At 71.7% G+C, this 22,999-nt stretch carries 20 protein-coding genes and 1 pseudogene; 6 read left to right on the top strand and 15 right to left on the bottom strand.

Translation table 11 applies throughout. The features are described 5' to 3' along the window. The 3 genes and pseudogenes from ACFV3E_RS02410 to pgl form a co-directional block, all read left to right on the top strand. Nucleotides 1–510, top strand: a pseudogene (locus ACFV3E_RS02410) (glucose-6-phosphate dehydrogenase); the annotation flags it as partial. After that, nucleotides 507–1,511: a glucose-6-phosphate dehydrogenase assembly protein OpcA gene (gene opcA, locus ACFV3E_RS02405; protein ID WP_500532978.1), complete on the top strand. Its 1,005-nt coding sequence runs from the start codon at nt 507–509 to the stop codon at nt 1,509–1,511. The pseudogene ACFV3E_RS02410 and the gene opcA, both read left to right, overlap by 4 nt. Next, nucleotides 1,508–2,290, top strand: a complete 783-nt coding sequence (pgl, locus tag ACFV3E_RS02400; RefSeq protein WP_500370192.1) for a 6-phosphogluconolactonase — start codon at nt 1,508–1,510, stop codon at nt 2,288–2,290. Before opcA ends, pgl begins: the two co-directional genes overlap by 4 nt. An 87-nt stretch (nt 2,291–2,377) precedes the next feature. On the opposite strand, the gene pgi is transcribed toward pgl, so the two are convergent. The 15 genes from pgi to uvrA all read right to left on the bottom strand — a co-directional run bounded on the left by pgi (nt 2,378) and on the right by uvrA (nt 19,954). Then, nucleotides 2,378–4,039: a glucose-6-phosphate isomerase gene (pgi, locus tag ACFV3E_RS02395; RefSeq protein WP_500532977.1), complete on the bottom strand. Its 1,662-nt coding sequence runs from the start codon at nt 4,037–4,039 to the stop codon at nt 2,378–2,380. Between the two features lie 46 nt (nt 4,040–4,085). Then, the gene (locus ACFV3E_RS02390) at nt 4,086–5,339 is read right to left on the bottom strand and encodes an MFS transporter (protein WP_500532976.1); all 1,254 of its coding nucleotides are present in this window, start codon (nt 5,337–5,339) and stop codon (nt 4,086–4,088) included. A gap of 78 nt (nt 5,340–5,417) precedes the next feature. Continuing rightward, nucleotides 5,418–6,185: a sugar isomerase domain-containing protein gene (locus ACFV3E_RS02385; protein WP_500370189.1), complete on the bottom strand. Its 768-nt coding sequence runs from the start codon at nt 6,183–6,185 to the stop codon at nt 5,418–5,420. A 131-nt stretch (nt 6,186–6,316) separates the two neighbouring features. After that, complete coding sequence (locus ACFV3E_RS02380) at nt 6,317–7,297, bottom strand: N-acetylglucosamine kinase (RefSeq protein ID WP_500532975.1); 981 nt, start codon at nt 7,295–7,297, stop codon at nt 6,317–6,319. 111 nt (nt 7,298–7,408) lie between these two features. Continuing rightward, complete coding sequence (locus ACFV3E_RS02375) at nt 7,409–7,744, bottom strand: RNA polymerase-binding protein RbpA (protein ID WP_361803309.1); 336 nt, start codon at nt 7,742–7,744, stop codon at nt 7,409–7,411. A 163-nt stretch (nt 7,745–7,907) separates the two neighbouring features. Next, nucleotides 7,908–8,144: a preprotein translocase subunit SecG gene (gene secG, locus ACFV3E_RS02370; RefSeq protein WP_018557252.1), complete on the bottom strand. Its 237-nt coding sequence runs from the start codon at nt 8,142–8,144 to the stop codon at nt 7,908–7,910. A 122-nt stretch (nt 8,145–8,266) separates the two neighbouring features. Then, nucleotides 8,267–9,043, bottom strand: coding sequence for a triose-phosphate isomerase family protein (tpiA, locus tag ACFV3E_RS02365; protein WP_499511237.1), 777 nt, complete (start codon nt 9,041–9,043; stop codon nt 8,267–8,269). 4 nt (nt 9,044–9,047) lie between these two features. Next, nucleotides 9,048–10,259 carry a phosphoglycerate kinase gene (locus ACFV3E_RS02360; RefSeq protein ID WP_500532974.1) on the bottom strand — a complete coding sequence of 404 codons (1,212 nt, stop codon included), beginning with the start codon at nt 10,257–10,259 and terminating at the stop codon, nt 9,048–9,050. A 129-nt stretch (nt 10,260–10,388) separates the two neighbouring features. Further along, nucleotides 10,389–11,393: a type I glyceraldehyde-3-phosphate dehydrogenase gene (gene gap, locus ACFV3E_RS02355; protein WP_499511239.1), complete on the bottom strand. Its 1,005-nt coding sequence runs from the start codon at nt 11,391–11,393 to the stop codon at nt 10,389–10,391. 173 nt (nt 11,394–11,566) lie between these two features. Continuing rightward, nucleotides 11,567–12,544: a DNA-binding protein WhiA gene (whiA, locus tag ACFV3E_RS02350; protein ID WP_500370186.1), complete on the bottom strand. Its 978-nt coding sequence runs from the start codon at nt 12,542–12,544 to the stop codon at nt 11,567–11,569. Next, a complete protein-coding gene (locus tag ACFV3E_RS02345) occupies nt 12,535–13,521 on the bottom strand; it encodes a gluconeogenesis factor YvcK family protein (protein ID WP_500370185.1) in 987 nt (328 codons plus the stop codon). The genes whiA and ACFV3E_RS02345 overlap by 10 nt, the downstream gene beginning before the upstream one ends. Before the next feature lie 17 nt (nt 13,522–13,538). Next, nucleotides 13,539–14,462 (bottom strand): RNase adapter RapZ, encoded by a 924-nt coding sequence (rapZ, locus tag ACFV3E_RS02340; protein ID WP_018557246.1) that lies wholly within the window; start codon nt 14,460–14,462, stop codon nt 13,539–13,541. Next, the gene (gene uvrC, locus ACFV3E_RS02335; RefSeq protein ID WP_500532973.1) at nt 14,459–16,504 is read right to left on the bottom strand and encodes an excinuclease ABC subunit UvrC; all 2,046 of its coding nucleotides are present in this window, start codon (nt 16,502–16,504) and stop codon (nt 14,459–14,461) included. The genes rapZ and uvrC overlap by 4 nt, the downstream gene beginning before the upstream one ends. Nucleotides 16,505–16,543: 39 nt before the next feature. Beyond that, complete coding sequence (locus ACFV3E_RS02330) at nt 16,544–16,963, bottom strand: Rieske (2Fe-2S) protein (RefSeq protein ID WP_500370183.1); 420 nt, start codon at nt 16,961–16,963, stop codon at nt 16,544–16,546. 75 nt (nt 16,964–17,038) lie between these two features. After that, a complete protein-coding gene (gene uvrA, locus ACFV3E_RS02325; protein ID WP_500532972.1) occupies nt 17,039–19,954 on the bottom strand; it encodes an excinuclease ABC subunit UvrA in 2,916 nt (971 codons plus the stop codon). Nucleotides 19,955–20,163: 209 nt separating this feature from the next. Here uvrA and ACFV3E_RS02320 point away from each other — a divergent pair, with 209 nt between their 5' ends. The 3 genes from ACFV3E_RS02320 to ACFV3E_RS02310 all read left to right on the top strand — a co-directional run. After that, on the top strand, nt 20,164–20,895 hold the full coding sequence (locus ACFV3E_RS02320) for a maleylpyruvate isomerase family mycothiol-dependent enzyme (protein WP_500532971.1): 732 nt from the start codon (nt 20,164–20,166) through the stop codon (nt 20,893–20,895). 4 nt (nt 20,896–20,899) lie between these two features. Continuing rightward, nucleotides 20,900–21,556, top strand: coding sequence for an MBL fold metallo-hydrolase (locus ACFV3E_RS02315; protein WP_500327218.1), 657 nt, complete (start codon nt 20,900–20,902; stop codon nt 21,554–21,556). An 87-nt stretch (nt 21,557–21,643) separates the two neighbouring features. After that, nucleotides 21,644–22,999, top strand: a 1,356-nt coding sequence (locus ACFV3E_RS02310; RefSeq protein ID WP_500532996.1) for an MFS transporter, incomplete at its 3' end; no start/stop codon positions are given.

Raw genomic sequence — 22,999 nt, 5'->3', positions numbered from 1 at the left:
ATCAAGCTGGCCATCGACAACCGCCGCTGGGCCGGGGTCCCCTTCTACCTGCGCGCCGGCAAGCGCCTGGGCCGCCGCGTCACCGAGATCGCGGTCGTCTTCCAGCGCGCCCCGCACTCCCCGTTCGACAACACCGCGACCGAGGAGCTCGGGCAGAACGCCCTGGTCATCCGGGTCCAGCCGGACGAGGGCGTGACGATCAGGTTCGGCTCGAAGGTGCCCGGGACGTCGATGGAGATCCGGGACGTGACGATGGACTTCGCCTACGGCGAGTCCTTCACCGAGTCCAGCCCGGAGGCCTACGAACGGCTGATCCTGGACGTCCTGCTCGGCGACGCCAACCTCTTCCCCCGGCACCAGGAGGTCGAGGAGTCCTGGCGGATCCTCGACCCGATCGAGGAGTACTGGGACCGGCACGGCAAGCCCGAGCAGTACACCGCGGGCACCTGGGGTCCGAAGGCGGCGGACGAGATGCTCGCACGAGACGGCAGGAGCTGGCGCCGGCCATGAACATCGACCTGACCGAGACGACCTCAAGCAAGATCAATTCGGCGCTGATCAAGGCGCGCAGGGCCATCGGCAGTCCGGCCGTCGGCATGGTGCTGACCCTGGTCATCGTCACCGACGAGGGCAACCACTACGACGCCCTCAAGGCCGCCTCCGACGCCTCGCGCGAGCACCCCTCGCGCATCCTGGTCGTCATCAAGCGCCCCGGCCGCTCCCCCCGGGACCGGCGCAGCGCCCGCCTCGACGCCGAGGTGCGCGTCGGCGGCGAGTCCGGCACCGGCGAGACCGTCCTGCTCCGCCTCCACGGCGAACTCGCCGACCACGCCGAGAGCGTCGTGCTGCCGCTGCTGCTGCCCGACGCCCCCGTCGTCGTCTGGTGGCCCGAGGACGCCCCGGCGAACCCCGCCGAGGACCTGCTGGGCCAGCTCGCGGCGCGCCGGATCACCGACGCGGCGGCCACCGAGGACCCGGTCGCCGCACTGGGACTGCGCGCCGAGACGTACACCCCCGGCGACACCGACCTCGCCTGGACCCGGATCACCCCGTGGCGCAGCGTGCTGGCCGCGGCCCTGGACCAGAAGGAGGCAGCGGTCAAGGGCGCCGTCGTCGAGGGCGAGGCGTACAACCCGAGCACGGAGCTGCTCGGGCTGTGGCTCGCCCGGCGGCTCGGTGTGCCCGTCACGCGGAAGGTCTCCGACGGCCCCGGCATCACCGCCGTACGGCTGGCGACCGCGGACGGCGAGATCTGCCTGGACCGGCCGACCGGCGCCCTGGCCGAGCTCGCCATCCCCGGCCAGCCGGACCGGCACGTGGCGCTGCAGCGGCGGGCGACCTCGGACCTGATCGCCGAGGAGCTGCGCCGGCTCGACCCCGACGAGGCGTACGCGGCCGCGGTCAAGTTCGGCGTGGACCGGCTGGGCCGCGCCGAGGACGCCGCCGAGCCGGCCGCCGCGGGAGCGGGGCCGGCCCAGAACGGCGGTTCGGACAAGGCGGCCGTCACGTGACCGCACCCCAGGTGGTGGTCCACCGCGACAAGGAACTGATGGCGCAGGCCGCGGCGGCCCGGCTGATCACGAAGATCGTGGACGCCCAGGCCGCCCGCGGCTCCGCCTCGGTGGTGCTCACCGGCGGACGCAACGGCAACGCCCTGCTCGCCGCCCTGGCCGCCTCGCCGGCCAGGGACGCGGTGGACTGGACGCGGCTGGATCTGTGGTGGGGCGACGAGCGGTTCCTGCCCTCGGGCGATCCGGAGCGCAACGAGACCCAGGCCCGTGAGGCGCTGCTCGACGCGGTTCCCGTCGACCCGGCGCGGGTGCATCCCATGCCGCCCTCGGACGGGCCGCTCGGCAACGACGCGGACGCCGCGGCCGAGGCCTACGCGCAGGAGCTGGCGGCGGCGGCCGGTCCCGAGGACCACGGGCCGGTGCCCTCCTTCGACGTGCTGATGCTCGGCGTGGGGCCGGACACGCATGTGGCCTCGCTGTTCCCCGGGCACCCCGGGGTCCGCGAGACCGAGCGCACGGTCGTGGGCGTGCACGGCTCCCCCAAGCCGCCGCCGACCCGGATCTCGCTCACCCTGCCCGCCATCCGTGCCGCCCGCGAGGTGTGGCTGCTGGCGGCGGGCGAGGACAAGGCGGGCGCCGTGGCCATCGCCCTGTCCGGGCCCGGTGAGATCCAGGCCCCGGCGGCGGGTGCCCACGGGCGGGCCCGCACCCTGTGGCTGCTGGACCGTACGGCCGCCGCGAAGCTGCCCCCGCAGTTGTACCCGCCGTCCTCTCCGTGAGGCGGTGACCGGCGCGGGACGCGACGCAAGACGCCGGGCGGGCTCCTCGGAGCCCGCCCGGCGTCCGTTTACCGCGTCCGCGGCGTCTCAGCGGCCGCGCAGCGACCGGTAGGTGGCCACCAGGGCCTTGGAGGACGCGTCAAGACCGGGCACCTCGGCGCCCTCGGTCAGGGCGGGCTCCACGCGCTTGGCGAGGACCTTGCCCAGCTCGACGCCCCACTGGTCGAAGGAGTCGATGTTCCAGACCGCGCCCTGTACGAAGACCTTGTGCTCGTAGAGCGCCACCAGCTGCCCCAGCACCGAAGGGGTCAGCTCCTTGGCGAGGACGGTCGTCGTCGGGTGGTTGCCGCGGAAGGTGCGGTGCGGGACCTGCGCCTCCGGGACACCCTCGGCACGGACCTCCTCGCTGGTCTTGCCGAAGGCCAGCGCCTGCGTCTGGGCGAAGAAGTTGGCCATCAGCAGGTCGTGCTGGGCGGCGAAGGCCGGCTCCAGCTCGTCGACCGGGTTGGCGAAGCCGATGAAGTCCGCGGGGATGAACTTCGTGCCCTGGTGCAGCAGCTGGTAGTAGGCGTGCTGCCCGTTGGTGCCGGGCGTGCCCCACACGACCGGGCCGGTCTGCCAGTCGACGGGCCGTCCCTCCCGGTCCACGTACTTGCCGTTGGACTCCATGTCCAGCTGCTGCAGGTAGGCCGTGAACTTCGACAGGTAGTGGCTGTACGGCAGGACCGCGTGCGCCTGCGCGTCGAAGAACTGCCCGTACCAGACGCCCAGCAGACCCATCAGCAGCGGCGCGTTGGCCTCCGGAGGGGCGGTGCGGAAGTGCTCGTCGACGAGGTGGAAGCCGGCCAGCATCTCCCGGAACTGCTCCTCGCCGATGGCGATCATCAGCGAGAGCCCGATGGCGGACGGGTACGAGTAACGCCCGCCGACCCAGTCCCAGAACTCGAACATGTTGTCGGTGTCGATGCCGAACTTGGACACCTCCGCCGCGTTCGTGGACACCGCCACGAAGTGGAAGCGCACCGCGTCCTGGTCGCCGCCGAGCCCGTCGAGCAGCCACTCGCGCGCCGAGGTGGCGTTGGTGATGGTCTCGATGGTGGTGAACGTCTTGGACGCGACGATGAACAGCGTCTCGGCGGGGTCCAGGCCGTGCAGCGCCTCGTGGAGGTCGGCGCCGTCCACGTTGGAGACGAACCGGAAGGTGAGCCCGCGGTCGGTGAACGCGCGCAGCACCTCGTAGGCCATCGCCGGTCCCAGGTCGGAGCCGCCGATGCCGATGTTCACCACGTTCTTGATGCGGCGTCCGGTCGAGCCGACCCACTTGCCCCTGCGGACGGAGTTGGCGAAGCTCCCCATCCGGGTGAGCACATGGTGGACCCCGGGCACCACGTTGACGCCGTCGACCGTGATCTCGGCCGACTGCGGGGCGCGCAGCGCCGTGTGCAGCACCGCGCGGTCCTCGGTGACGTTGATCTTCTCGCCGCGGAACATGGCGTCCCGCAGCGCGGCGACACCGGTGGCCGCCGCGAGGTCGCGCAGCAGACGCAGCGTCTCGTCGGTCACCAGGTGCTTGGAGTAGTCCAGATGGAGATCGCCGACCTGCACGGTGTAGCGCCGGGCGCGGTCCGGGTCGGCGGCGAACAGCTCCCGCAGGTGGGTCGCGCCCAGCTCCTCGTGGTGCTCGGCGAGCGCGTGCCACTCGGGCCGCTGGTCGAGACGGGTTCGGCCCTGCGTGTTGGTATCGGACATCAGTCCACTTCTCCTCGTCCTCCTGCTGCAGGTCCAAACTAGTTGATTACCTGCACGCCGTTGTTTCACGTCCGCCGTCTGGCGTGGTGACGATCGGACGAAGAACAGGCAACGCGCAGCCCAGCACGGCGGCCGCGAGCAGCAGCGGGGTGTTCGGTCCGAGGATCTGCGCCGCGGCGCCGCCCAGCAGGGCGCCGAGCGGGGCCCCCGCCACTCCCAGGGTGCGCATGGCCGCGCTCACCCTGCCCAGCAACTTCTCGGGCGTGCGCTGCTGCATCAGGGTGGTCTCGTTGACGTTCCACACCATGCCGAGGGCACCGAAGACGGCCAGGGCGGCCGCGGTCACCGGCAGGGAGCGCACGGTGCCGGCCACGACCAGGCAGCCGGCCTGGAGGGCCAGGCCCGGCGCGAGGCTCCTGACGCGGCCGCCCAGCAGTGCGGAGAGCCGCCCCGCGGCCGCTCCCCCTGCCACGCTGCCCGCCCCGTAGGCGACCAGCACGAGGGCGTATCCCGTGTGCCCCGCGTGGAGCCAGCCGGTGACCTGGAGGACGAGGGTCGCCACCAGGGCGCCGATGCCCACGTTGACCACGGTGTTGGCCGTGCACAGCGCCCTGAGCACGCGGTCCCGCCACAGCACCCGTATGCCCTCGGCGATGTCCTGCCGCATCGTGCGGCCCGCGGCCCGCGGCGCCCGTTCGGGTGCGGGCAGCCGCAACGAGGCCACCAGCCCGGCCGCGACCGCGTAGGTGAGGGCATCCACCCCGAACGGCAGCGCGGCCGTGAGGCCGAACAGTACCGGCACCAGCGGCGCGGCGAGGAAGGTCGCGGCCATGGTCTGACCGGTCATCAGGCGGGCGTTGGCGCGGCCCAGGGACCCGGAGGGGACGACCGCCGGCAGCAGGGACGTCGCCGCGTTGTCGAAGAGGGTCTGCAGTGTGGTCAGCGCGAACGCCAGCACGAGCAGCAACGCGATGCCCGCCCGGTCCAGCCACACCGCGAGCGCGAAGACGGCCGTGAGCGCGCCCCGCACGGCGTCCACGGCCCACATGGCGCGTCGTTGGTCCACCCGGTCGGCCACCGCCCCGCCGAGCAGCCCGAAGACGAGCCAGGGCACGAAGCCCGCGGCGGTGACGAGCGAGACCAGCAGCGGCGAGTCGGTCAGGCCCACGGCGAGCAGCGGCAGCGCCGCCGCCCGCAGCCCGTCACCGAACCGCGAGACCGCCGCTGCCGTCCACAGCCGCCCGAACCCGCCCCGCCACTGCGGCGTGCGCTCCCGGCCCTGCGCGATGCCGACGCTCATGGATCCCCCCGCTCACCGGTCCTCGACCTTCGTCACAGACCGTAGCCGGGGCCACTGACAACGCAGCGTCCGCGCAGGTCAGAACCCTCCGCGGTGCAGTCTCTCCCCGTAGTGGCGCTCCAGGACGAGGTTGCGCTCGAAGCCGCCGGGGACGTTGGCCGAGACGTACACCGGTGCCTGGTGACCCTCGGCGGTCATCAGGCCGACGGCCTCGGCGACGGTCATCTGGACGAGCATGGCCGAGGTGATCGTGGAGATCCCGCAGAGCGAGCCGCCGTCGGGCAGCGGGAGCAGGGCGTCGCCGGTCGGCGCGCCGTTGTCCAGGACGACGTCGGCGACGTCGGCCAGGCGCTTGCCGCCGGCGTGCAGCGCCGGGACGGAACGGGTGTGCCGCAGCGAGGTGAGGGCGATCAGCGGGTGGCCGGCGTCCTTCACGTGCAGGGCGAAGTCGACGATCGAGTTGTTGACGCCGGAGTTGGAGATGACGACGAAGACGTCCCGCGGATGCGGGGCGGCCAGTTCGTACAGGCGCTTGCCGAGCCCCGGCGACCGCTCCAGCAACGGGTCGGAGAGCACCGAGAGGTCCTCGCCGCCCCGGAGCACCAGGTCCGACAGCCCGATGCGGTTGGTGGGGATGAGCCCACCGGCACGTCCGGCGATCTCCAGCGCCGTGGCCTGCGAGTGGCCGGTCCCGAAGGCCTGGACGATGCCGTCCGCGGCGACGCAGTCGGCGATCAGCCGGGCGGCGGCGGCTACGGAGTCCTTGTTGCCGGCGACCACGCGGTCGATGACCGTCCTCGCCTCCTCGGCGAAGCGTGCGGCGGTGGTCGTCACGTCGTCGGCCATGGCCGATTCCCCCTGAGTCCAGTGATCCGGCGGATGCTCCTCCGAAACGATGGACGAGAGGTCTAGTCCACGTCAATCCCCCGGCGGACACCTCCTGTCGGCGCCGCCCGAACCGTCCGGTTCGCTCCCGCTCAGTCCCCGCTCACCCGCAGCCGGGCCAACGCCAGCGCGCCCGCGCCGCCGTCGCGCACCGGCTGGACGTGCAGATCCATCTCCTCGGCACGGGCCACCACCCGGCCGAGCAACGGCCCCGTCGGGCCCAGCAGCCCGCCGGTGACGACCAGGGGTTCGCCCGGGCGCGGGTCGAGCGCGGCGACGGTGGCGGCGAGTTCGTCGGCGGCGTCGTCCAGCAGGGAACCGGCGACCTCGTCGCCGTCCCGGTCGGCGGTGACGGCGAGCGGGCTCAACCGGGCCAGCCTGACCGGGGGTTCGGCGTAGACCAACGGCACCAGACGGTTGCGCAGCACATGGCACTCATGGCCGCCGGGACGCTCCTGCGCGAGGTACGGGCCTCCGGGGGAACCCATGTAGTGGGAGAGCACGCCCTCGACGAGGATCGTCCACGGCCCGCGCCCGTCCAGCGCGCGCAGGGCGGCCCGCATGACCTCGCGGCCCAGCCAGAATCCGCTGCCCTCGTCGCCGATCAACCAGCCGTTGCCGTCCGCGACGAGGGTCTGCTGGCGCTTCTCGATCCGCGCGGCGACGGCTCCCGTCCCGGCGACCAGGGCCAGACCGTCCGCCGGCGTGCCCGGCGCGGAGGCGAAGGCGACCTCGATGTCGCCGCAGACCGTCACCTCGGGCGTGCCGACGCCGTGGCTGTCGAGCGCCGCCCGCAGACAGGAGGTGGCCAGTTCGTGCCCCGTCTCGGGGCCGGTGCCGAGCGCCGCGCCGGCGAAGCCGCCCACGACGGACGTGACCTCGCCTCTGCGGTCCTCCGGGACCGCGCCGCGGATGGCGTCCGCGAGGTGCTGCGTCAGCGCCACACGTTCGACGGTCATCGCGTTGCCGGGCCCGCCCTCGCCCTCGCCGAGCACCACGCCTTCGCGCGCCGCCTCCGCCAGGTAGGCGCGCGTCCGGGTTCCGCCCGCATCGATGCCGATCACCAGAGACACGACACGGAGTATACGTTTTGGTTACGCACAGTCGAAGGGACGCGACGGGCCCGGCCGCGAAAGAAGGGTCTTCCTCGCGGGCCGGGCCCGTGGAGTTTCAGCCGGTGCGGCTCAGATCTCGCCGCGCAGCTTGGCGAGCGCCTCGGCGAGGATCGCCTCGCCGTCGGCCGCGCTGCGCCGCTCCCGCACGTACGCCAGATGCGTCTTGTACGGTTCGGTGCGCGGTGGCGCCGGGGGGTTCTCCTCGTCCTGTCCGGCCGGGAAGCCGCAGCGAGGGCAGTCCCAGGTCTCCGGGATCTGCGCGTCGCTCGCGAAACTCGGCCGGGTCTCGTGCCCGTTGGAGCACCAGAAGGAGATGCGCAGGCGCGGCGCGGACTCGCCCCGCTCGGCCTCTCCCATCGGCCCCGCCCCGACCCGACTGCCACGGATCGCGTTGCCACTTGCCACGGTCGTAACTCCCTGCGTGATGGTGCTGCGAGGTCGCCCAGTTTACGGAGACCGGTCCACCCCCCGCGCCTGCGGGGAAAGGGCACCGTATCCCATGACGCGCTCCCATGATAAGTCGCGCCGACGACGAAGCGTCACTTCTCCCCGGAAGCCGGGGACTCGGTCACTTCTGGAACTTCAGCAGAAGCCCGAGAGCGACAATGCACGCAAACCACAGCAGACCGATGACAACCGTGATCCGGTCGAGGTTGCGCTCGGCCACCGAGGAACCGCCGACGGACGACTGCATGCCGCCGCCGAACATGTCGGACAGACCGCCACCCTTGCCCTTGTGCATCAGCACGAGCAGCAACAGCAGCAGGCTGAAGATGATGAGGGCGATGGAGAACCCGATGACCACAGCTGGACCAACTCTCTCGGTGACCTAGGACGACGCGGGGGCCGGGCCGCTGCCTGCTATGCAGCGCTCCGACCCCCGACAGAGTACTTCGGGCAGGGCCCGACAGCCTACTGCCGCGAAACTTACTGGTCGCGGAAGCGGATGATCTTGACGAACTCCTCCGGGTCCAGCGCCGCGCCGCCGACCAGGGCGCCGTCCACGTCCGGCTGCGCCATGATCGCCGCGATGTTGCCGGCCTTGACCGAGCCGCCGTACTGGATGCGGATCGCGTCGGCCACCTCCTGGCCGTACAGCTCGGCCAGACGGCCGCGGATCGCCCCGCAGACTTCCTGGGCGTCCTCGGGGGTGGCGACCTCGCCGGTGCCGATGGCCCACACCGGCTCGTACGCCACGACCAGGGTCGCGGCCTGCTCGGCCGGGATGTCCTTCAGGGCGCCGTCGACCTGGGCGAGGGTGTACGCCACCTGCTCACCGGCCTTGCGGACGTCCAGGCCCTCGCCGACACAGACGATCGGCGTCAGCTCGTGCCGGAACGCCGCCTTGACCTTGGCGTTCACCTGCTCGTCGGTCTCGTGGTGGTACTGGCGGCGCTCCGAGTGGCCGATGACCACGTACGAGCACTTCAGCTTGGCCAGCATCGAGCCGGAGATCTCACCGGTGTAGGCACCGGAGTCGTGCGCCGACAGGTCCTGGGCGCCGTACTTGATCTTCAGCTTGTCGGCCTCGATCAGGGTCTGCACCCCCCGGAGGTCGGTGAAGGGCGGCAGCACGACGGCCTCGACGGCGTCGAAGTCCTTGTCGTTGAGCGCGAAGGCGAGCTTCTGGACGTGGTGGATGGCCTCGAGGTGGTTGAGGTTCATCTTCCAGTTGCCCGCCATGATCGGCGTGCGCGAGGTCATCGGGTCAGTCCTCCAGTGCGGCGAGGCCGGGGAGCGTCTTGCCCTCGAGGTACTCGAGGCTCGCGCCACCACCGGTCGAGATGTGGCCGAAAGCGTTCTCGTCGAAGCCCAGGATACGGACGGCCGCGGCCGAGTCGCCGCCGCCGACCACGGTGAACGCGGGGCTGTCGATCAGCGCCTGGGCGATCGCGCGGGTGCCCTCGGCGTAGTCGGGGTGCTCGAAGACGCCCATCGGGCCGTTCCAGAAGACGGTCGCCGCGTCGGCGAGCTTCGAGGCGAAGACCTTGCGGGACTCCGGACCGATGTCCAGGCCCTGCAGGTCGGCGGGGATGGCGTCGACGCCGACGACCGCCGGGTTGGTGTCGACCGGGTTCTTCAGATCCGGGAAGGACGGGGCGGCGACGACGTCCACGGGCAGCACGAACTCCACGCCCTTGGCCTTCGCGCGCTCCAGGTACTCCTTGACCGCGGGGATCTGGTCCTCCTGCAGCAGGCTCTTGCCCACCTCGTGGCCCTGGGCCTTGAGGAACGTGTAGACCATGCCGCCGCCGATCAGGATCCGGTCGGCACGCTCCAGCAGGTGGTCGATGACCCCCAGCTTGTCGGAGACCTTGGCGCCGCCGAGCACCACCGCGTACGGACGGGACACGTCCTCGGTGAGCTTCTTCAGCACGGTGACCTCGGTGGCGATCAGCAGGCCCGCGGCGTGCGGCAGCCGGCCCGGGAGGTCGTACACGGAGGCGTGCTTGCGGTGCACCGCGCCGAAGCCGTCACCGACGTACAGCTCGGCCAGCTCGGCCAGCTGCCCGGCGAAGGCGCCGCGCTCGGCGTCGTCCTTGCTGGTCTCCCCCGGGTTGAAGCGCAGGTTCTCCAGCAGCGCCACCGAGCCGTCGGTGAGGGCGTCCACCGTCCCGCGGGCGCTCTCGCCGACCGTGTCGGTCGCGAACGCCACCTGCGTGCCGAGGAGTTCGCCCAGGCGCGCCGCGACGGGGGCGAGCGAGAACTGCGGGTCGGGCGCGCCCTTGGGGCGGCCCAGGTGGGAGGCGACGATCACCTTGGCGCCGGCCTCGGCCAGCTTGGCGATGGTCGGTACGACGGCGCGGATGCGGCCGTCGTCGGTGATGGTGGTGCCGGACAGCGGCACGTTGAGGTCGGCGCGCACGAACACACGCTTGCCGCCGACCCCCTCGTCGACGAGTTCGTCGATCGTCTTCATGGTGGAGGCTCCCCTGCCTTGGTCCTGACTGGTCGGATCGCTCCGACCGCCACGTCATGGGACAGGGCCCGGACGACGGCACGTCGTCCGGACCCTGTCCTCATCGCATGGCGGGCGGTCGAGCGGGTGTCAGAGCTGGCCGCCGACGAAGACGGTCAGGTCGACGAGACGGTTGGAGTAGCCCCACTCGTTGTCGTACCAGCCGATGACCTTGACCTGCTTGCCCTGCGCCATCGTCAGCGAGGAGTCGAAGGTGCAGGAGGCCGGCCAGTTGACGATGTCCGACGAGACGATCGGGTCCTCGGTGTACTCCAGGATGCCCTTGAGCTGGCCCTCGGCGGCCTTCTGGAAGGCGGCGTTGACCTCGTCCTTGGTGACCTCGCGCTCGAGCTCGATGACCAGGTCGGTCACGGAGCCGGTCGGGACCGGGACGCGCATGGCGATGCCGTCCAGCTTGCCCTTCAGCTGCGGGAGCACCAGGGCGGTGGCCTTCGCGGCACCCGTCGAGGTCGGGATGATGTTCTCCGCGGCGGCACGGGCGCGACGCAGGTCCTTGTGCGGGAAGTCCAGGATGCGCTGGTCGTTGGTGTACGCGTGCACGGTGGTCATCAGACCCTTGACGATGCCGAAGTTCTCGTCGAGGACCTTGGCCATCGGCGCCACACAGTTGGTGGTGCAGGACGCGTTGGAGATGATGTTGTGCTTCGCCGGGTCGTACTTCTCGTTGTTGACGCCCATCACGATGGTGATGTCCTCGTCGGAGGCGGGCGCCGAGATGATGACCTTCTTGGCGCCGCCGTCGAGGTGCTTCTTGGCGTCGGCGGCCTTGGTGAAGATGCCGGTGGACTCGATCACGATGTCGACGCCGAGCTCGCCCCACGGGATGTCGGCGGGGTTGCGCTCGGACAGCACCTTGATGGTGTGGCCGTCGACGGTGATGGAGTCGGCGGTGTGCGTGACCTCGGCCTTCAGGCGGCCCAGGATCGTGTCGTACTTGAGCAGGTGGGCGGTGGTGGCCGTGTCACCCAGGTCGTTGACAGCCACGATCTCGATGTCCGCACCCTGGTCCAGGGCGGCACGGAAGAAGTTTCGACCGATGCGACCAAAGCCGTTGATGCCTACGCGGATCGTCACGAACCGATCTCCTCGCTGGTGTGCCGGAGGCCATTTCGCTCCGGCTGCGACGTATTGGGATGTCCCCGACCAAGGACGACCCTACCTCCCCGGGCACCCGGCGGTGACATCGGCGCCACGGGTGCCCGCCGTACGGAACGGTAACCGGACGGGGCGGGCGGGCCGCGGCGGGTTCAGCCCACCATCTCCTCGGTCAGGTTGGACTCGGTGCCCGGGATGCCGAGGTCCGAGGCGCGCTTGTCGGCCATCGCCAGCAGGCGCCGGATCCGGCCGGCCACCGCGTCCTTGGTGAGCGGCGGTTCGGCGAGCGAGCCCAGTTCCTCCAGCGAGGCCTGCTTGTGGTCCATGCGCAGCCGGCCGGCCGCCGCGAGGTGCTCGGGCACCTCCTCGCCGAGGATCTCCAGGGCCCGCTGCACACGCGCGCCCGCGGCCACCGCGGCGCGGGCCGAGCGGCGCAGGTTCGCGTCGTCGAAGTTGGCGAGCCGGTTGGCGGTGGCGCGCACCTCGCGCCGCATCCGCCGCTCCTCCCACGCCAGCACCGACTCGTGTGCGCCGAGCCGCGTCAACAGCGCGCCGATGGCGTCACCGTCACGGACGACCACGCGGTCGACGTTCCGCACCTCGCGCGCCTTGGCGGCGATCTGCAGCCGGCGGGCGGCGCCGACGAGGGCGAGGGCCGCCTCGGGGCCGGGGCAGGTGACCTCCAGGGACGAGGAACGGCCCGGCTCGGTCAGCGAGCCGTGGGCCAGGAACGCCCCGCGCCAGGCGGCCTCGGCGTCGCAGGTGGCCCCGGAGACGACCTGCGGGGGCAGGCCCCGGATGGGGCGGCCGCGGCCGTCGACGAGCCCGGTCTGGCGGGCCAGCTGGTCACCGCCGGCGACCACCCGCACCACGTACCGGCTGCCGCGGCGCAGCCCGCCGGGCGCCATGACCACCAGGTCGGAGGAGTGCCCGAAGATCTCCAGGACGTCCTTGCGCAGCCTGCGGGCGGCGATTCCGGTGTCCAGCTCCGCCTCGATCACGATGCGTCCGCTGACCAGGTGCAGTCCGCCCGCGAACCTCAGGATCGCCGAGACCTCCGCCTTGCGGCAGCAGGTCCGGGTGACGGGAAGCCGGGAGATCTCGTCCTTCACCGCTGCCGTCATCGCCATGGGCCGATCCTTCCATGCATACGAAAAATCCGGTCGAACGCGGCCGCCAGCAGTTCCGGATCGTGCCGCGGCCCGTCGGGGGCGGCGACCCGGGCCAGCTCCACCGTGCCCGACAACCGCTCGGCTGCCTGTATGAGGCTGTCGCGGTCGAGCACGGCGGCCTCGTCGGCCAGCACCACGTCGATGGTGAGTTTAGGGGCGTGTCGGGCCAAAACCTCCAAGTGACGCTGCGGAGAAAAGCCCTCGGTCTCACCCGGTTGCGGCGCGAGGTTGAGCGCGAGCACCTTGCGGGCCCTGGTCTCCATGAGCGCGGACACCAGATCGGGCACCAGCAGGTGGGGCATCACGGAGGAGAACCACGATCCGGGGCCGAGCACCACCCAGTCCGCGTCGAGCACGGACTGCACCGCCTCGGGGACGGCCGGCGGGTCGTGCGGCACCAGTTGCACCTCCTGCACCTCACCGGGGGTGAGGGCGACGGTGGCCTGGCCGTGCACGGTCGTGACCTCGTCCGGCTCCGCCGGGTCGTGACCGCGCACCGTGGCCGTGAGCTCCAGCGGCACCGCGGACATCGGCAGCACCCTGCCGTGGGCGCCGAGCAGCCGGCCCACCCACTCCAGGGCCGCCACGGGGTCGCCGAGCTGCTCCCACAGCGCCACGATCAGCAGGTTGCCCACGGCGTGGCCGTGCAGCTCGCCCTGGCTGACGAAGCGGTGCTGGACGACCTGGGACCAGGTGCGGCCCCACTCGTCGTCGCCGCACAGCGCGGCCAGCGCCTTGCGCAGGTCGCCGGGCGGCAGCACCCCCATCTCCTGGCGCAGGCGGCCGCTGGAGCCGCCGTCGTCGGCGACCGTGACCACCGCGGTCAGGTCCTGGGTGATGCGGCGCAGGGCGGAGAGGGAGGCGGACAGTCCGTGCCCGCCTCCCAATGCCACGACCTTGGGCGTGGCCCCGCTGCGCGCTGCCGACCGGCGCAAGCGCCGCGTCGTCCTGATCACTCGCGCCCCATGTCCCGGTGGACGACCACCGTCTCCACTCCGTCGGCGGACAGTCGTGCGGCCAGGCGCTCGGACATGGCGACGCTGCGGTGCTTGCCACCGGTGCAGCCGACCGCGATGGTCACGTAGCGCTTGCCCTCGCGGCGGTAGCCGGCGTTGACGATGTGCAGCAACTCGGCGTAGCGGTCGAGGAACTCCTTGGCGCCCGGCTGGTTGAACACGTAGGTGGCGACCTCGTCGTTGAGACCGGTGTACGGCCGCAGCTCCGGCACCCAGTGCGGGTTGGGCAGGAAGCGGCAGTCCGCGACCAGGTCGGCGTCGACGGGGAGGCCGTACTTGAAGCCGAAGGACATGACGGTGGCCCGCAGCTCCGGCTCCTCCTCGCCGGCGAACTGGGCGTCCATCTTGGCGCGCAGCTCGTGGACGTTGAGGCTGGAGGTGTCGATCACCAGGTCGGCGTCGCCGCGCAGCTCGCTCAGCAGCTCCCGCTCCTTGGCGATGCCGTCGACGATGCGCCCGTCGCCCTGCAGCGGGTGCGGGCGGCGCACCGACTCGAAGCGGCGCACCAGCGTCTCGTCGGAGGCCTCGAGGAAGAGCACCCGGCGCTTGACGCCCTTGGAGTCCAGGTCCGCGAGGGACTCGCGGAGGTTGTCGAAGAAGCGCCGGCCGCGGACGTCCACGACCACGGCGATCCGTGCCACGTTGCCCTGGGAGCGGGCGCCGAGGTCGACCATGGTGGGGATGAGGGCCGGCGGCAGGTTGTCCACGACGAACCAGCCGAGGTCCTCAAGACACTTGGCCGCGTGACTGCGCCCGGCACCCGACATGCCCGAGATGATCACGAGTTCGGGGATGGCCTCGGCCGCCTCTCCCGCTCCTCCGGTCGTCACCTGTGCTCCGCCTCCGTCGTTCGCGTTCATGAGCTGTGCCCCCGTTCCGTGGGGACGGTCACGGGACCGGCCGTCCCCTCTTCCTCAATGATCTCTCCTGTGGCGGTGTTCACCGCCGGTCCGGCCGGGGCGGCCCCGGCCAGCGCGGCGAGCACGGCCTCGGCGGTGCGCCGGCCGACCCCGGGGACCTCGCAGATCTGCTCGACCGTGGCCGCCCGCAGCCGCTTGAGCGAGCCGAAGTGCTTCAGCAGCGCCTGGCGGCGGCTCTCGCCGAGGCCCGGCACCGAGTCCAGGGCACCGGCCTTCATCGACTTGGAACGCTTGTTGCGCTGGTAGGCGATGGCGAAGCGGTGGGCCTCGTCGCGGACCCGCTGCAGCAGGTACAGGCCCTCGCTGGTGCGCGGGAGGATCACCGGGTCGTCCTCACCGGGCAGCCAGACCTCCTCCAGGCGCTTGGCGAGGCCGCACACCGCCACGTCCTCCACGCCGAGCTCCTCCAGGGCCCGCCGGGCGGCGGCGACCTGGGGCTGCCCGCCGTCGACGACGACCAGTTGCGGCGGGTAGGCGAACTTGCGCGGCCTGCCCGTGTCCGGGTCGATGGGACCGCCGGCGACCTCGCCGTGGCCCTCCTCGCCACCGTCGCCGTCGCCGTCGACCCACTCGCCGGTCTTCTGCTTCTCCAGCAGGTAGCGGCGGAAGCGCCGGGAGACCACCTCGTGCATCGACCGGACGTCGTCCTGGCCGGCGAAGCTCTTGATCTGGAAGCGGCGGTACTCGCTCTTGCGGGCCAGTCCGTCCTCGAAGACCACCATCGAGGCGACGACGTCGTCGCCCTGGAGGTGGGAGATGTCGAAGCACTCGATGCGCAGCGGCGCCGAGTCCAGGTCCAGGGCCTGCGCGATCTCCTCCAGCGCGCGGGAGCGCGTGGTCAGGTCGGAGGCGCGCCTGGTCTTGTGCAGCACCAGCGCCTGCTGGGCGTTGCGCTGCACGGTGGCCATCAGGTCCTTCTTGTCGCCGCGCTGCGGTATCCGCAGGCTGACCTGGGAGCCGCGGCGCTCGGTGAGCCACTGCTGGACCGGCTCGTACGGGTCGGGCAGCGCGGGCACCAGCACTTCCTTGGGCACCCCCTCGCCCCGCTCCTCGCCGTACAGCTGCTGCAGGGCGTGCTCGACCAGCCCGGCGGTGCCGACCTCCTCGACCCGGTCGGTGACCCAGCCGCGTTGACCGCGCACCCGGCCGCCGCGGACGTGGAAGATCTGGACGGCGGCCTCCAGCTCGTCCTCGGCGACGGCGATCAGGTCGGCGTCGGTGGCGTCGGCGAGGACGACCGCGTTCTTCTCCAGGGCGCGCTTGAGCGCCTCGATGTCGTCCCGGAGCCGGGCCGCCTTCTCGTACTCCATCGATGCCGCCGCGTCCCTCATCTGCTGCTCCAGGCGGCGCAGGTAGGTGCCGGTGCGGCCGGCCATGAAGTCGCAGAACTCCTCGGCCAGTTCGCGGTGCTCCTCGGCGCTGACCCGGCCGACGCAGGGGGCCGAGCACTTGCCGATGTAACCCAGCAGGCAGGGGCGGCCGATCTGCGCGGAACGCTTGAACACCCCGGAGGAGCAGGTGCGCACGGGGAAGACCCGCAGCAGCAGGTCCACGGTCTCGCGGATCGCCCAGGCGTGCGCGTAGGGGCCGAAGTAGCGCACGCCCTTGCGCTTGGGGCCGCGCATCACCTGGACGCGGGGGAACTCCTCGTTCAGGGTGACGGCGAGCGAGGGATAGCTCTTGTCGTCCCGGTACTTCACATTGAAGCGCGGGTCGAACTCCTTGATCCAGGAGTACTCCAGCTGCAGCGCCTCGACCTCGGTGGTCACCACCGTCCATTCCACGGAGGCGGCGGTGGTGACCATCGTGCGGGTGCGCTGGTGCAGGTTCGCGATGTCCTGGAAGTACGAGGAGAGCCGCTGGCGCAGGCTCTTCGCCTTCCCGACGTAGATCACCCGGCCGTGCTGGTCCCGGAACTTGTACACCCCGGGGGAGTCCGGAATCTGTCCCGGCTTGGGGCGGTAGCTGGAGGGATCGGCCATGCCCCCACCCTACTGATTGACGGTGACATTCCCGCCGTCTCAGGCCCCGGTCACGGCGACGAGCTTGCCCTCCTTGACCTGGACGTCGACCTTGGTCAGCGGCTTGGTCGCCGGGCCGTTGCGGACGGCGCCGGTGGCGGCGTCGAAGACGCTGCCGTGGCAGGGGCAGGACAGGGCGGTGCCCTCGACCTTGTCGCAGGTGCAGCCCTGGTGGGTGCACACGGCGCTGAACGCCTGGTAGCTGCCCTGCGTGGGCTGCGCCACGACTATCTTGGCCTCGCGGTAGAGCTTGGCGCCGCCGACCGGGACCTCGGTGGCCGCGCCCAGCTCGACGGGGCCGTCGGAGACCGCGGTGCCGGAGCCGCCGCAGGCGGTGAGGCCGACCCCGGCGACGCCCACGAGGGCCGCGCCCTTCAGGACGGTACGGCGGCAGGGGGGCAGGTCGGTGATGTCGGCCATGAGGGACTCCGCTTCGGCACGTAAGGAAAAGAGCTTGAAAGCTGCACCTTACGTGCCGAAACTCTGAGCCGGCTGTCAGGCCTTCGCCGCCGCCCGCTTCCGCGGGGCAGCCCGCTTCTTGGCCGGGATCGGCGGGGCGTCGGAGATCCGCTCGGCGCCCAGGATGTCCCTGAGGAACTTGCCGGTGTGGCTCGCGCCCACCCCCGCGACCTGCTCGGGGGTGCCCTCGGCGATCACCAGACCGCCGCCGCTGCCGCCCTCGGGGCCCATGTCGATCACCCAGTCGGCCGTCTTGATCACGTCTAGGTTGTGCTCGATGACGACCACGGTGTTGCCCTTCTCGACCAGCCCGGAGAGCACCTTGATCAGCTTGCTGATGTCCTCGAAGTGCAGACCCGTGGTCGGCTCGTCCAGCACGTAGACCGTGCGGCCGGTGGAGCGCTTCTGCAGCTCGGAGGCGAGCTTCACGCGCTGCGCCTCACCACCGGACAGGGTCGTCGCGGACTGGCCCAGCCGGACGTAGCCCAGCCCGACCTCGGTGAGGGTGCGCAGGTGACGCGCGATCGTCGGGACGGCCTCGAAGAAGTCCAGCGCCTCGGAGATCGGCATGTCCAGGACCTCGGCGATGGACTTGCCCTTGTAGTGGACCTCCAGGGTCTCCCGGTTGTACCGGGCACCGTGGCAGACCTCGCACGGCACGTAGACGTCCGGGAGGAAGTTCATCTCGATCTTGATGGTGCCGTCGCCGGAGCAGTTCTCGCAGCGGCCGCCCTTGACGTTGAAGGAGAAGCGACCCGGCAGGTAGCCGCGCACCTTCGCCTCCATCGTCTCCGCGAAGAGCCTGCGGACGTGGTCGAAGACACCGGTGTACGTGGCCGGGTTGGACCGCGGGGTGCGGCCGATCGGCGACTGGTCGACATGGACCACCTTGTCGACCAGGTCGTCCCCGTCGACCCGGGTGTGCCGGCCCGGGACGCCCCGGGCGCCGTTCAGCTCACGGGCCAGGTGGGTGTAGAGGATGTCGTTGACCAGGGTGGACTTCCCGGAGCCGGAGACCCCGGTGACCGCCGTGAAGACACCCAGCGGGAAGGACACGTCGATGTCCCGCAGGTTGTTCTCCCGGGCGCCGTGCACGGTCAGCCGGCGCTCCCCGTCGACCGGGCGGCGCATCTCCGGGATCGGGATCCGGCGCTTGCCCGCCAGGTACTGGCCGGTCAGCGACTCCTTGTTGCGCAGCAGCTCCTTGAGCGAACCGCTGTGCACCACCTTGCCGCCGTGCTCACCCGCACCCGGGCCGATGTCCACCACCCAGTCGGAGGTCTTGATGGTGTCCTCGTCGTGCTCCACCACGATCAGGGTGTTGCCGAGGTCGCGCAGGCGCACCAGGGTCTCGATGAGCCGGTGGTTGTCGCGCTGGTGGAGTCCGATGGACGGCTCGTCCAGCACGTAGAGCACGCCCACCAGGCCCGAGCCGATCTGCGTGGCCAGCCGGATGCGCTGGGCCTCGCCGCCGGAGAGGGTGCCGGCCGCGCGGTTGAGCGAGAGGTAGTCCAGGCCGACGTCGACCAGGAAGCGCAGCCGCTCGTTGACCTCCTTGAGCACCCGCTCGGCGATGGTCTTCTCGCGCGCGCTCAACTTCATGCCGCGCAGGAACTCCGCGCAGTCGCTGATGGACATCGCGGCGACCTCGGCGATGGACCTCCCCTGGACGGTGACCGCCAGCACGATCGGCTTGAGGCGGGTCCCCTCACAGGTGGGGCAGGGCACCTCGCGCATGTACCCCTCGAAGCGCTCGCGGCTGGAGTCGCTCTCGGACTCCGCGTGCCGGCGCCGGACGAAGGGGATCGCGCCCTCGAAGGAGGTGGTGTAGGAACGCTCGCGCCCGTAGCGGTTGCGGTAGCGCACCGCGATCTGCGTCTTGTGGCCGTTGAGCAGGGCCTTCTTCGCGCGTTGCGGCAGCCCCGCCCAGGGGATGTCGGTGCGGAAGCCCAGCTCGTCGGCGAGCGCGCCGATCAGGCGCTGGAAGTAGTCCCGGGTGTGGCCGAGCGACCACGGGGCGATGGCGCCCTCGTCGAGGGACTTGTCCTCGTCGGGGACGATGAGCTCCGGGTCGACCTCCATGCGGGTGCCGATGCCGGTGCACTCGGGGCAGGCGCCGAAGGGCGAGTTGAAGGAGAAGGAGCGCGGCTCCAGCTCTTCGAAGGACAGGTCGTCGTACGGGCAGTAGAGGTGCTCGGAGAACATCCGCTCGCGCTGCGGGTCGTCCTCGGGGAGGTCGACGAAGTCCAGGATCACCATGCCTCCGGAGAGGCCCAGGGCGGTCTCGACCGAGTCGGTCAGCCGGCGCTTGGCGCTCTCCTTGACGGTGAGGCGGTCGACGACCACCTCGATGGTGTGCTTCTCCTGCTTCTTCAGCTTCGGCGAGTCGGTCAGCTGGACGGTCGCGCCGTCCACCCGGGCCCGGCTGTAGCCCTTGGTCTGCAGGTCGGCGAAGAGGTCGGCGAACTCGCCCTTGCGCTCGCGCACCAGCGGCGAGAGCACCTGGAAGCGGGAACCCTCGTCCAGCTCCAGCACCCGGTCCACGATCGCCTGGGGCGACTGCCGGGAGATGGGCCGGCCGCACTCGGGGCAGTGCGGCTTGCCGATGCGGGCGAAGAGCAGACGGAGGTAGTCGTAGACCTCGGTGATCGTGCCGACCGTCGAGCGCGGGTTGCGCGAGGTGGACTTCTGGTCGATCGAGACCGCGGGCGACAGGCCCTCGATGAAGTCGACGTCCGGCTTGTCCATCTGGCCCAGGAACTGCCGTGCGTAGGAGGAGAGCGACTCCACGTAACGACGCTGGCCCTCGGCGAAGATCGTGTCGAACGCCAGGGAGGACTTGCCCGACCCGGAGAGGCCGGTGAACACGATGAGCGAATCCCGTGGCAGGTCGAGCGAGACGTTCTTCAGATTGTGCTCGCGAGCGCCACGGACGGTGAGACGATCGGCCACGCCAGTGCGCACCTTTCAAAAGACAGACAAGGGGACAGCACCCCCAGACAGCCTAAACGGGGCGCCGACGAGTTTTCTTCCGGTTGTGGTGACAGCGAGCCTATAGCACGCACATTCGATTTCAGGCATCGGTGCGGCAGCTTCACCCGAATGAGTGTCCCGCGCTAGCGTCTCCGTGGAGACGTCGACCGGTCCGACCAGGAGGCTCCGTGTCTGTCCAACGACCCGACCCCGACCACGATGCGGCCGAGCTCCGAGAGGCCACCGAACGACTGATCGACACCGTGGCCGCCATGCCCCCGGCGTGCGTCGCCGAGCCCTCGCGGCTGCCGGGCTGGACCCGCGGCCACGTGCTGGCCCACCTGGCGCGCAACGCCGACTCCCTGGTGAACCTGATGATCTGGGCGCGCACCGGCGAGGAGACCCCGCAGTACGAGAGCACCGACGGCCGCAACAAGGACATCGAGGAGGGGGCCGTCCGCACGCTCGCGGAGCACGTCGACGACCTGCGCGTCTCCGCGGACCGGCTGGCCCTGGCCATCGAGGAGCTCCCGCCCCAGAACTGGGCCGCGCAGGTCGTCATGCGCTCCGGCCGGGTGGTCGCCGCGGCCGAGATCCCGTACATCCGGCTCATGGAGATCTACTTCCACCACGTCGACCTCGGCCTGGAGTACACCTGCGCTCACCTCCCCGGGGACTTCGCGGCCCGGGAGCTCGGCGCCATCATCGACGACCTGTCCGGCCACGAGGGCGTCGCCGCCGTCCGCATCCACGACACCGACAGCGGCGAGAAGTGGGTGATCGGCGCCGCCAACGAGCCCGAACTCACCGTCGGCGGGCCCCGGCACGCCCTGCTCGCCTGGGTCAGCGGCCGCTCCGACGGCGAGGGCCTGACCGCCCGGCCCGACGTACCCCTGCCGGTGCTGCCGCCACTAGGCTGACGCCATGACGTACAGCGGCGAGGTCACGGTCGGGGGCGCGCCCGACGTGCACGAACTCAAGGACCTCATCATCACCAAGGTCGCGGTCGGCCCCATGGACAACAACGCGTACGTGCTGCGCTGCCGCGCCACCGACGAGCAGCTGCTCGTCGACGCGGCGAACGACGCGCACACGCTCGTGGAGGTCGCAGGCAACGACGGTCTCGCGTCCGTCGTCACCACGCACCGGCACGCCGACCACTGGCAGGCGCTGCAGGCCGTGGTCGACGCGACCGGCGCCCGTACCTACGCGGGCCGCCACGACGCCGAGGGGATCCCCGTCCCCACCGACGTGCCGGTCGAGGACGGCGACCGGATCCGGGTCGGCCGGGTCGAGCTCACCGCCCGGCACCTGGTGGGCCACACGCCCGGCAGCATCGTCCTGATCTACGACGATCCCCACGGGCACCCGCACATCTTCACCGGGGACTGCCTCTTCCCCGGCGGCGTGGGCAACACGCACAACAACCCGGACCACTTCACGAGCCTGTTCGAGGGGGTCAAGGCCAAGCTCTTCGACCGGCTCCCGGACGAGACCTGGGTCTACCCCGGCCACGGCAAGGACACCACGCTCGGCGACGAGCGCCCCCACCTCGACGAATGGCGCGAACGGGGCTGGTAGCGGCTCCGTGGTGGCGCCCCCTGCGGCGCCGCCACCCCCGCGCACGTGGGTGGTTGGACCCACGTGCGCACCTCCCCCTCCCCCTCCATGGCCCGGATCGCCGCCGCGTCGGCGGCCGGGACCACGATCGAGTTCTACGACTTCTTCGCCTACGGCACCGCGGCCGCCCTCGTCCTCGGACCGCTGTTCTTCCCCGACGCCTCGGCCCTCGCCGGCACCCTCGCCGCCTTCGGCACCTTCGCGGTGGGCTTCGTCGCCCGCCCGCTCGGCTCGGTCCTCTTCGGCCACATCGGCGACCGCGTCGGACGGCGCCCCGTGCTGATCGGCTCCCTGCTGCTGACCGGGCTGGCGACCACCGCCGTCGGCTGCGTCCCCGCTCACGCCTCGATCGGCCCGGCCGCGCCCGTGCTGCTGGTGACCCTGCGTTTCCTGCAGGGGCTGGGGCTGGGTGGCGAGTGGGGCGGGGCGGTGCTGCTCGTCGCGGAGCACGCGCCGGGGCGGCGCCGCGGACTGTGGGCGAGCCTGCCGCAGACCGGTCCCGCGGTGGGCTTCCTGCTGGCGAACGGGATCGTGCTCGCCCTGTCCGCGGGGCTGAGCGAGGCTGCCTTCCGCTCCTGGGGCTGGCGGGTGCCGTTCTGGGTGGCGGGCGTGCTGGCGCTGGCCGGGCTGGCGCTGCGGGCGGCGCTGCCGGAGACCCCCGCGTTCGCGGCGGCCGCGGGGCGCGGGGACCTGGCCCGGGTGCCCGTCTCGGAGCTGCTGCGCGAGCACGGGCGCCTGGTGCTGCTCACGGCGGGCGCCATGGCGTGCGGCTACGCCGTCTTCTACACGGTGACCACCTGGTCGCTGGCGTACGCCACGGAGCACCTCGGCATGGACCGCACGGTCGTGCTGGGCTGCGTCCTGGTGGCCGTCCTGCTCAAGGGGGCCCTGACCCCGCTGGCGGGACTGCTCGGCGACCGCGTCGGACGCCGGCGGATGGCACTGGCCGGTACGGCGGCGATGGGCGTGGTGATCTTCCCGTACGCCGGACTGCTCGCGAGCGGCTCGCCGGTGGCCATCACCGTGGGGTCCGCCGCGGAGCTGCTCGCCTTCATCACGGTCTTCGCCGTCGTGGGCGCGTACCTCCCGGAGCTGTACGCGCCCCGGGTGCGCTGCACCGGCGCCGCCCTGGGCTACAACCTCGGCGGTGTCCTGGGAGGCGCGCTGACCCCGGTCGTGGCGACCCGGCTGGCGGCGGGCTCCGGCACGCCCTGGCCGGTGGCGGCGTACGTCGCGGGGGTCGCGCTGCTCAGCCTCGGCTGCTTCGCGGCGCTGCCGGAGACCCGGGGCGAGGCCGCCGCGGACGCGACGGCGGGGTGGGGGGGGGGGGGGGCCGCCCCCCGCCCCGGGGCGGGGGGGCGGGGGGGGGCGGCGCTTTGGGAGACGTCGGGCGAGTTCGCGGGC

Source organism: Streptomyces sp. NPDC059718 (assembly GCF_042733315.1).
Classification (GTDB): Bacteria; Actinomycetota; Actinomycetes; order Streptomycetales; family Streptomycetaceae; genus Actinacidiphila.
Note: the sequence above shows the minus strand (reverse complement) of the source record. Positions and strands in the feature narration are given on the sequence as shown.

Excerpts from the sequence above, each read along its gene's own strand:
- opcA (WP_500532978.1), top strand. The coding sequence starts at position 507 with ATGAACATCGACCTGACCGAGACGACCTCAAGCAAGATCAATTCGGCG.
- pgi (WP_500532977.1), bottom strand. The coding sequence starts at position 4,039 with ATGTCCGATACCAACACGCAGGGCCGAACCCGTCTCGACCAGCGGCCC.
- ACFV3E_RS02390 (WP_500532976.1), bottom strand. The coding sequence starts at position 5,339 with ATGAGCGTCGGCATCGCGCAGGGCCGGGAGCGCACGCCGCAGTGGCGG.
- ACFV3E_RS02385 (WP_500370189.1), bottom strand. The coding sequence starts at position 6,185 with ATGGCCGACGACGTGACGACCACCGCCGCACGCTTCGCCGAGGAGGCG.
- tpiA (WP_499511237.1), bottom strand. The coding sequence starts at position 9,043 with ATGACCTCGCGCACGCCGATCATGGCGGGCAACTGGAAGATGAACCTC.
- ACFV3E_RS02360 (WP_500532974.1), bottom strand. The coding sequence starts at position 10,259 with ATGAAGACGATCGACGAACTCGTCGACGAGGGGGTCGGCGGCAAGCGT.
- whiA (WP_500370186.1), bottom strand. The coding sequence starts at position 12,544 with ATGGCGATGACGGCAGCGGTGAAGGACGAGATCTCCCGGCTTCCCGTC.
- rapZ (WP_018557246.1), bottom strand. The coding sequence starts at position 14,462 with ATGAACGCGAACGACGGAGGCGGAGCACAGGTGACGACCGGAGGAGCG.
- uvrC (WP_500532973.1), bottom strand. The coding sequence starts at position 16,504 with ATGGCCGATCCCTCCAGCTACCGCCCCAAGCCGGGACAGATTCCGGAC.
- ACFV3E_RS02330 (WP_500370183.1), bottom strand. The coding sequence starts at position 16,963 with ATGGCCGACATCACCGACCTGCCCCCCTGCCGCCGTACCGTCCTGAAG.
- ACFV3E_RS02315 (WP_500327218.1), top strand. The coding sequence starts at position 20,900 with ATGACGTACAGCGGCGAGGTCACGGTCGGGGGCGCGCCCGACGTGCAC.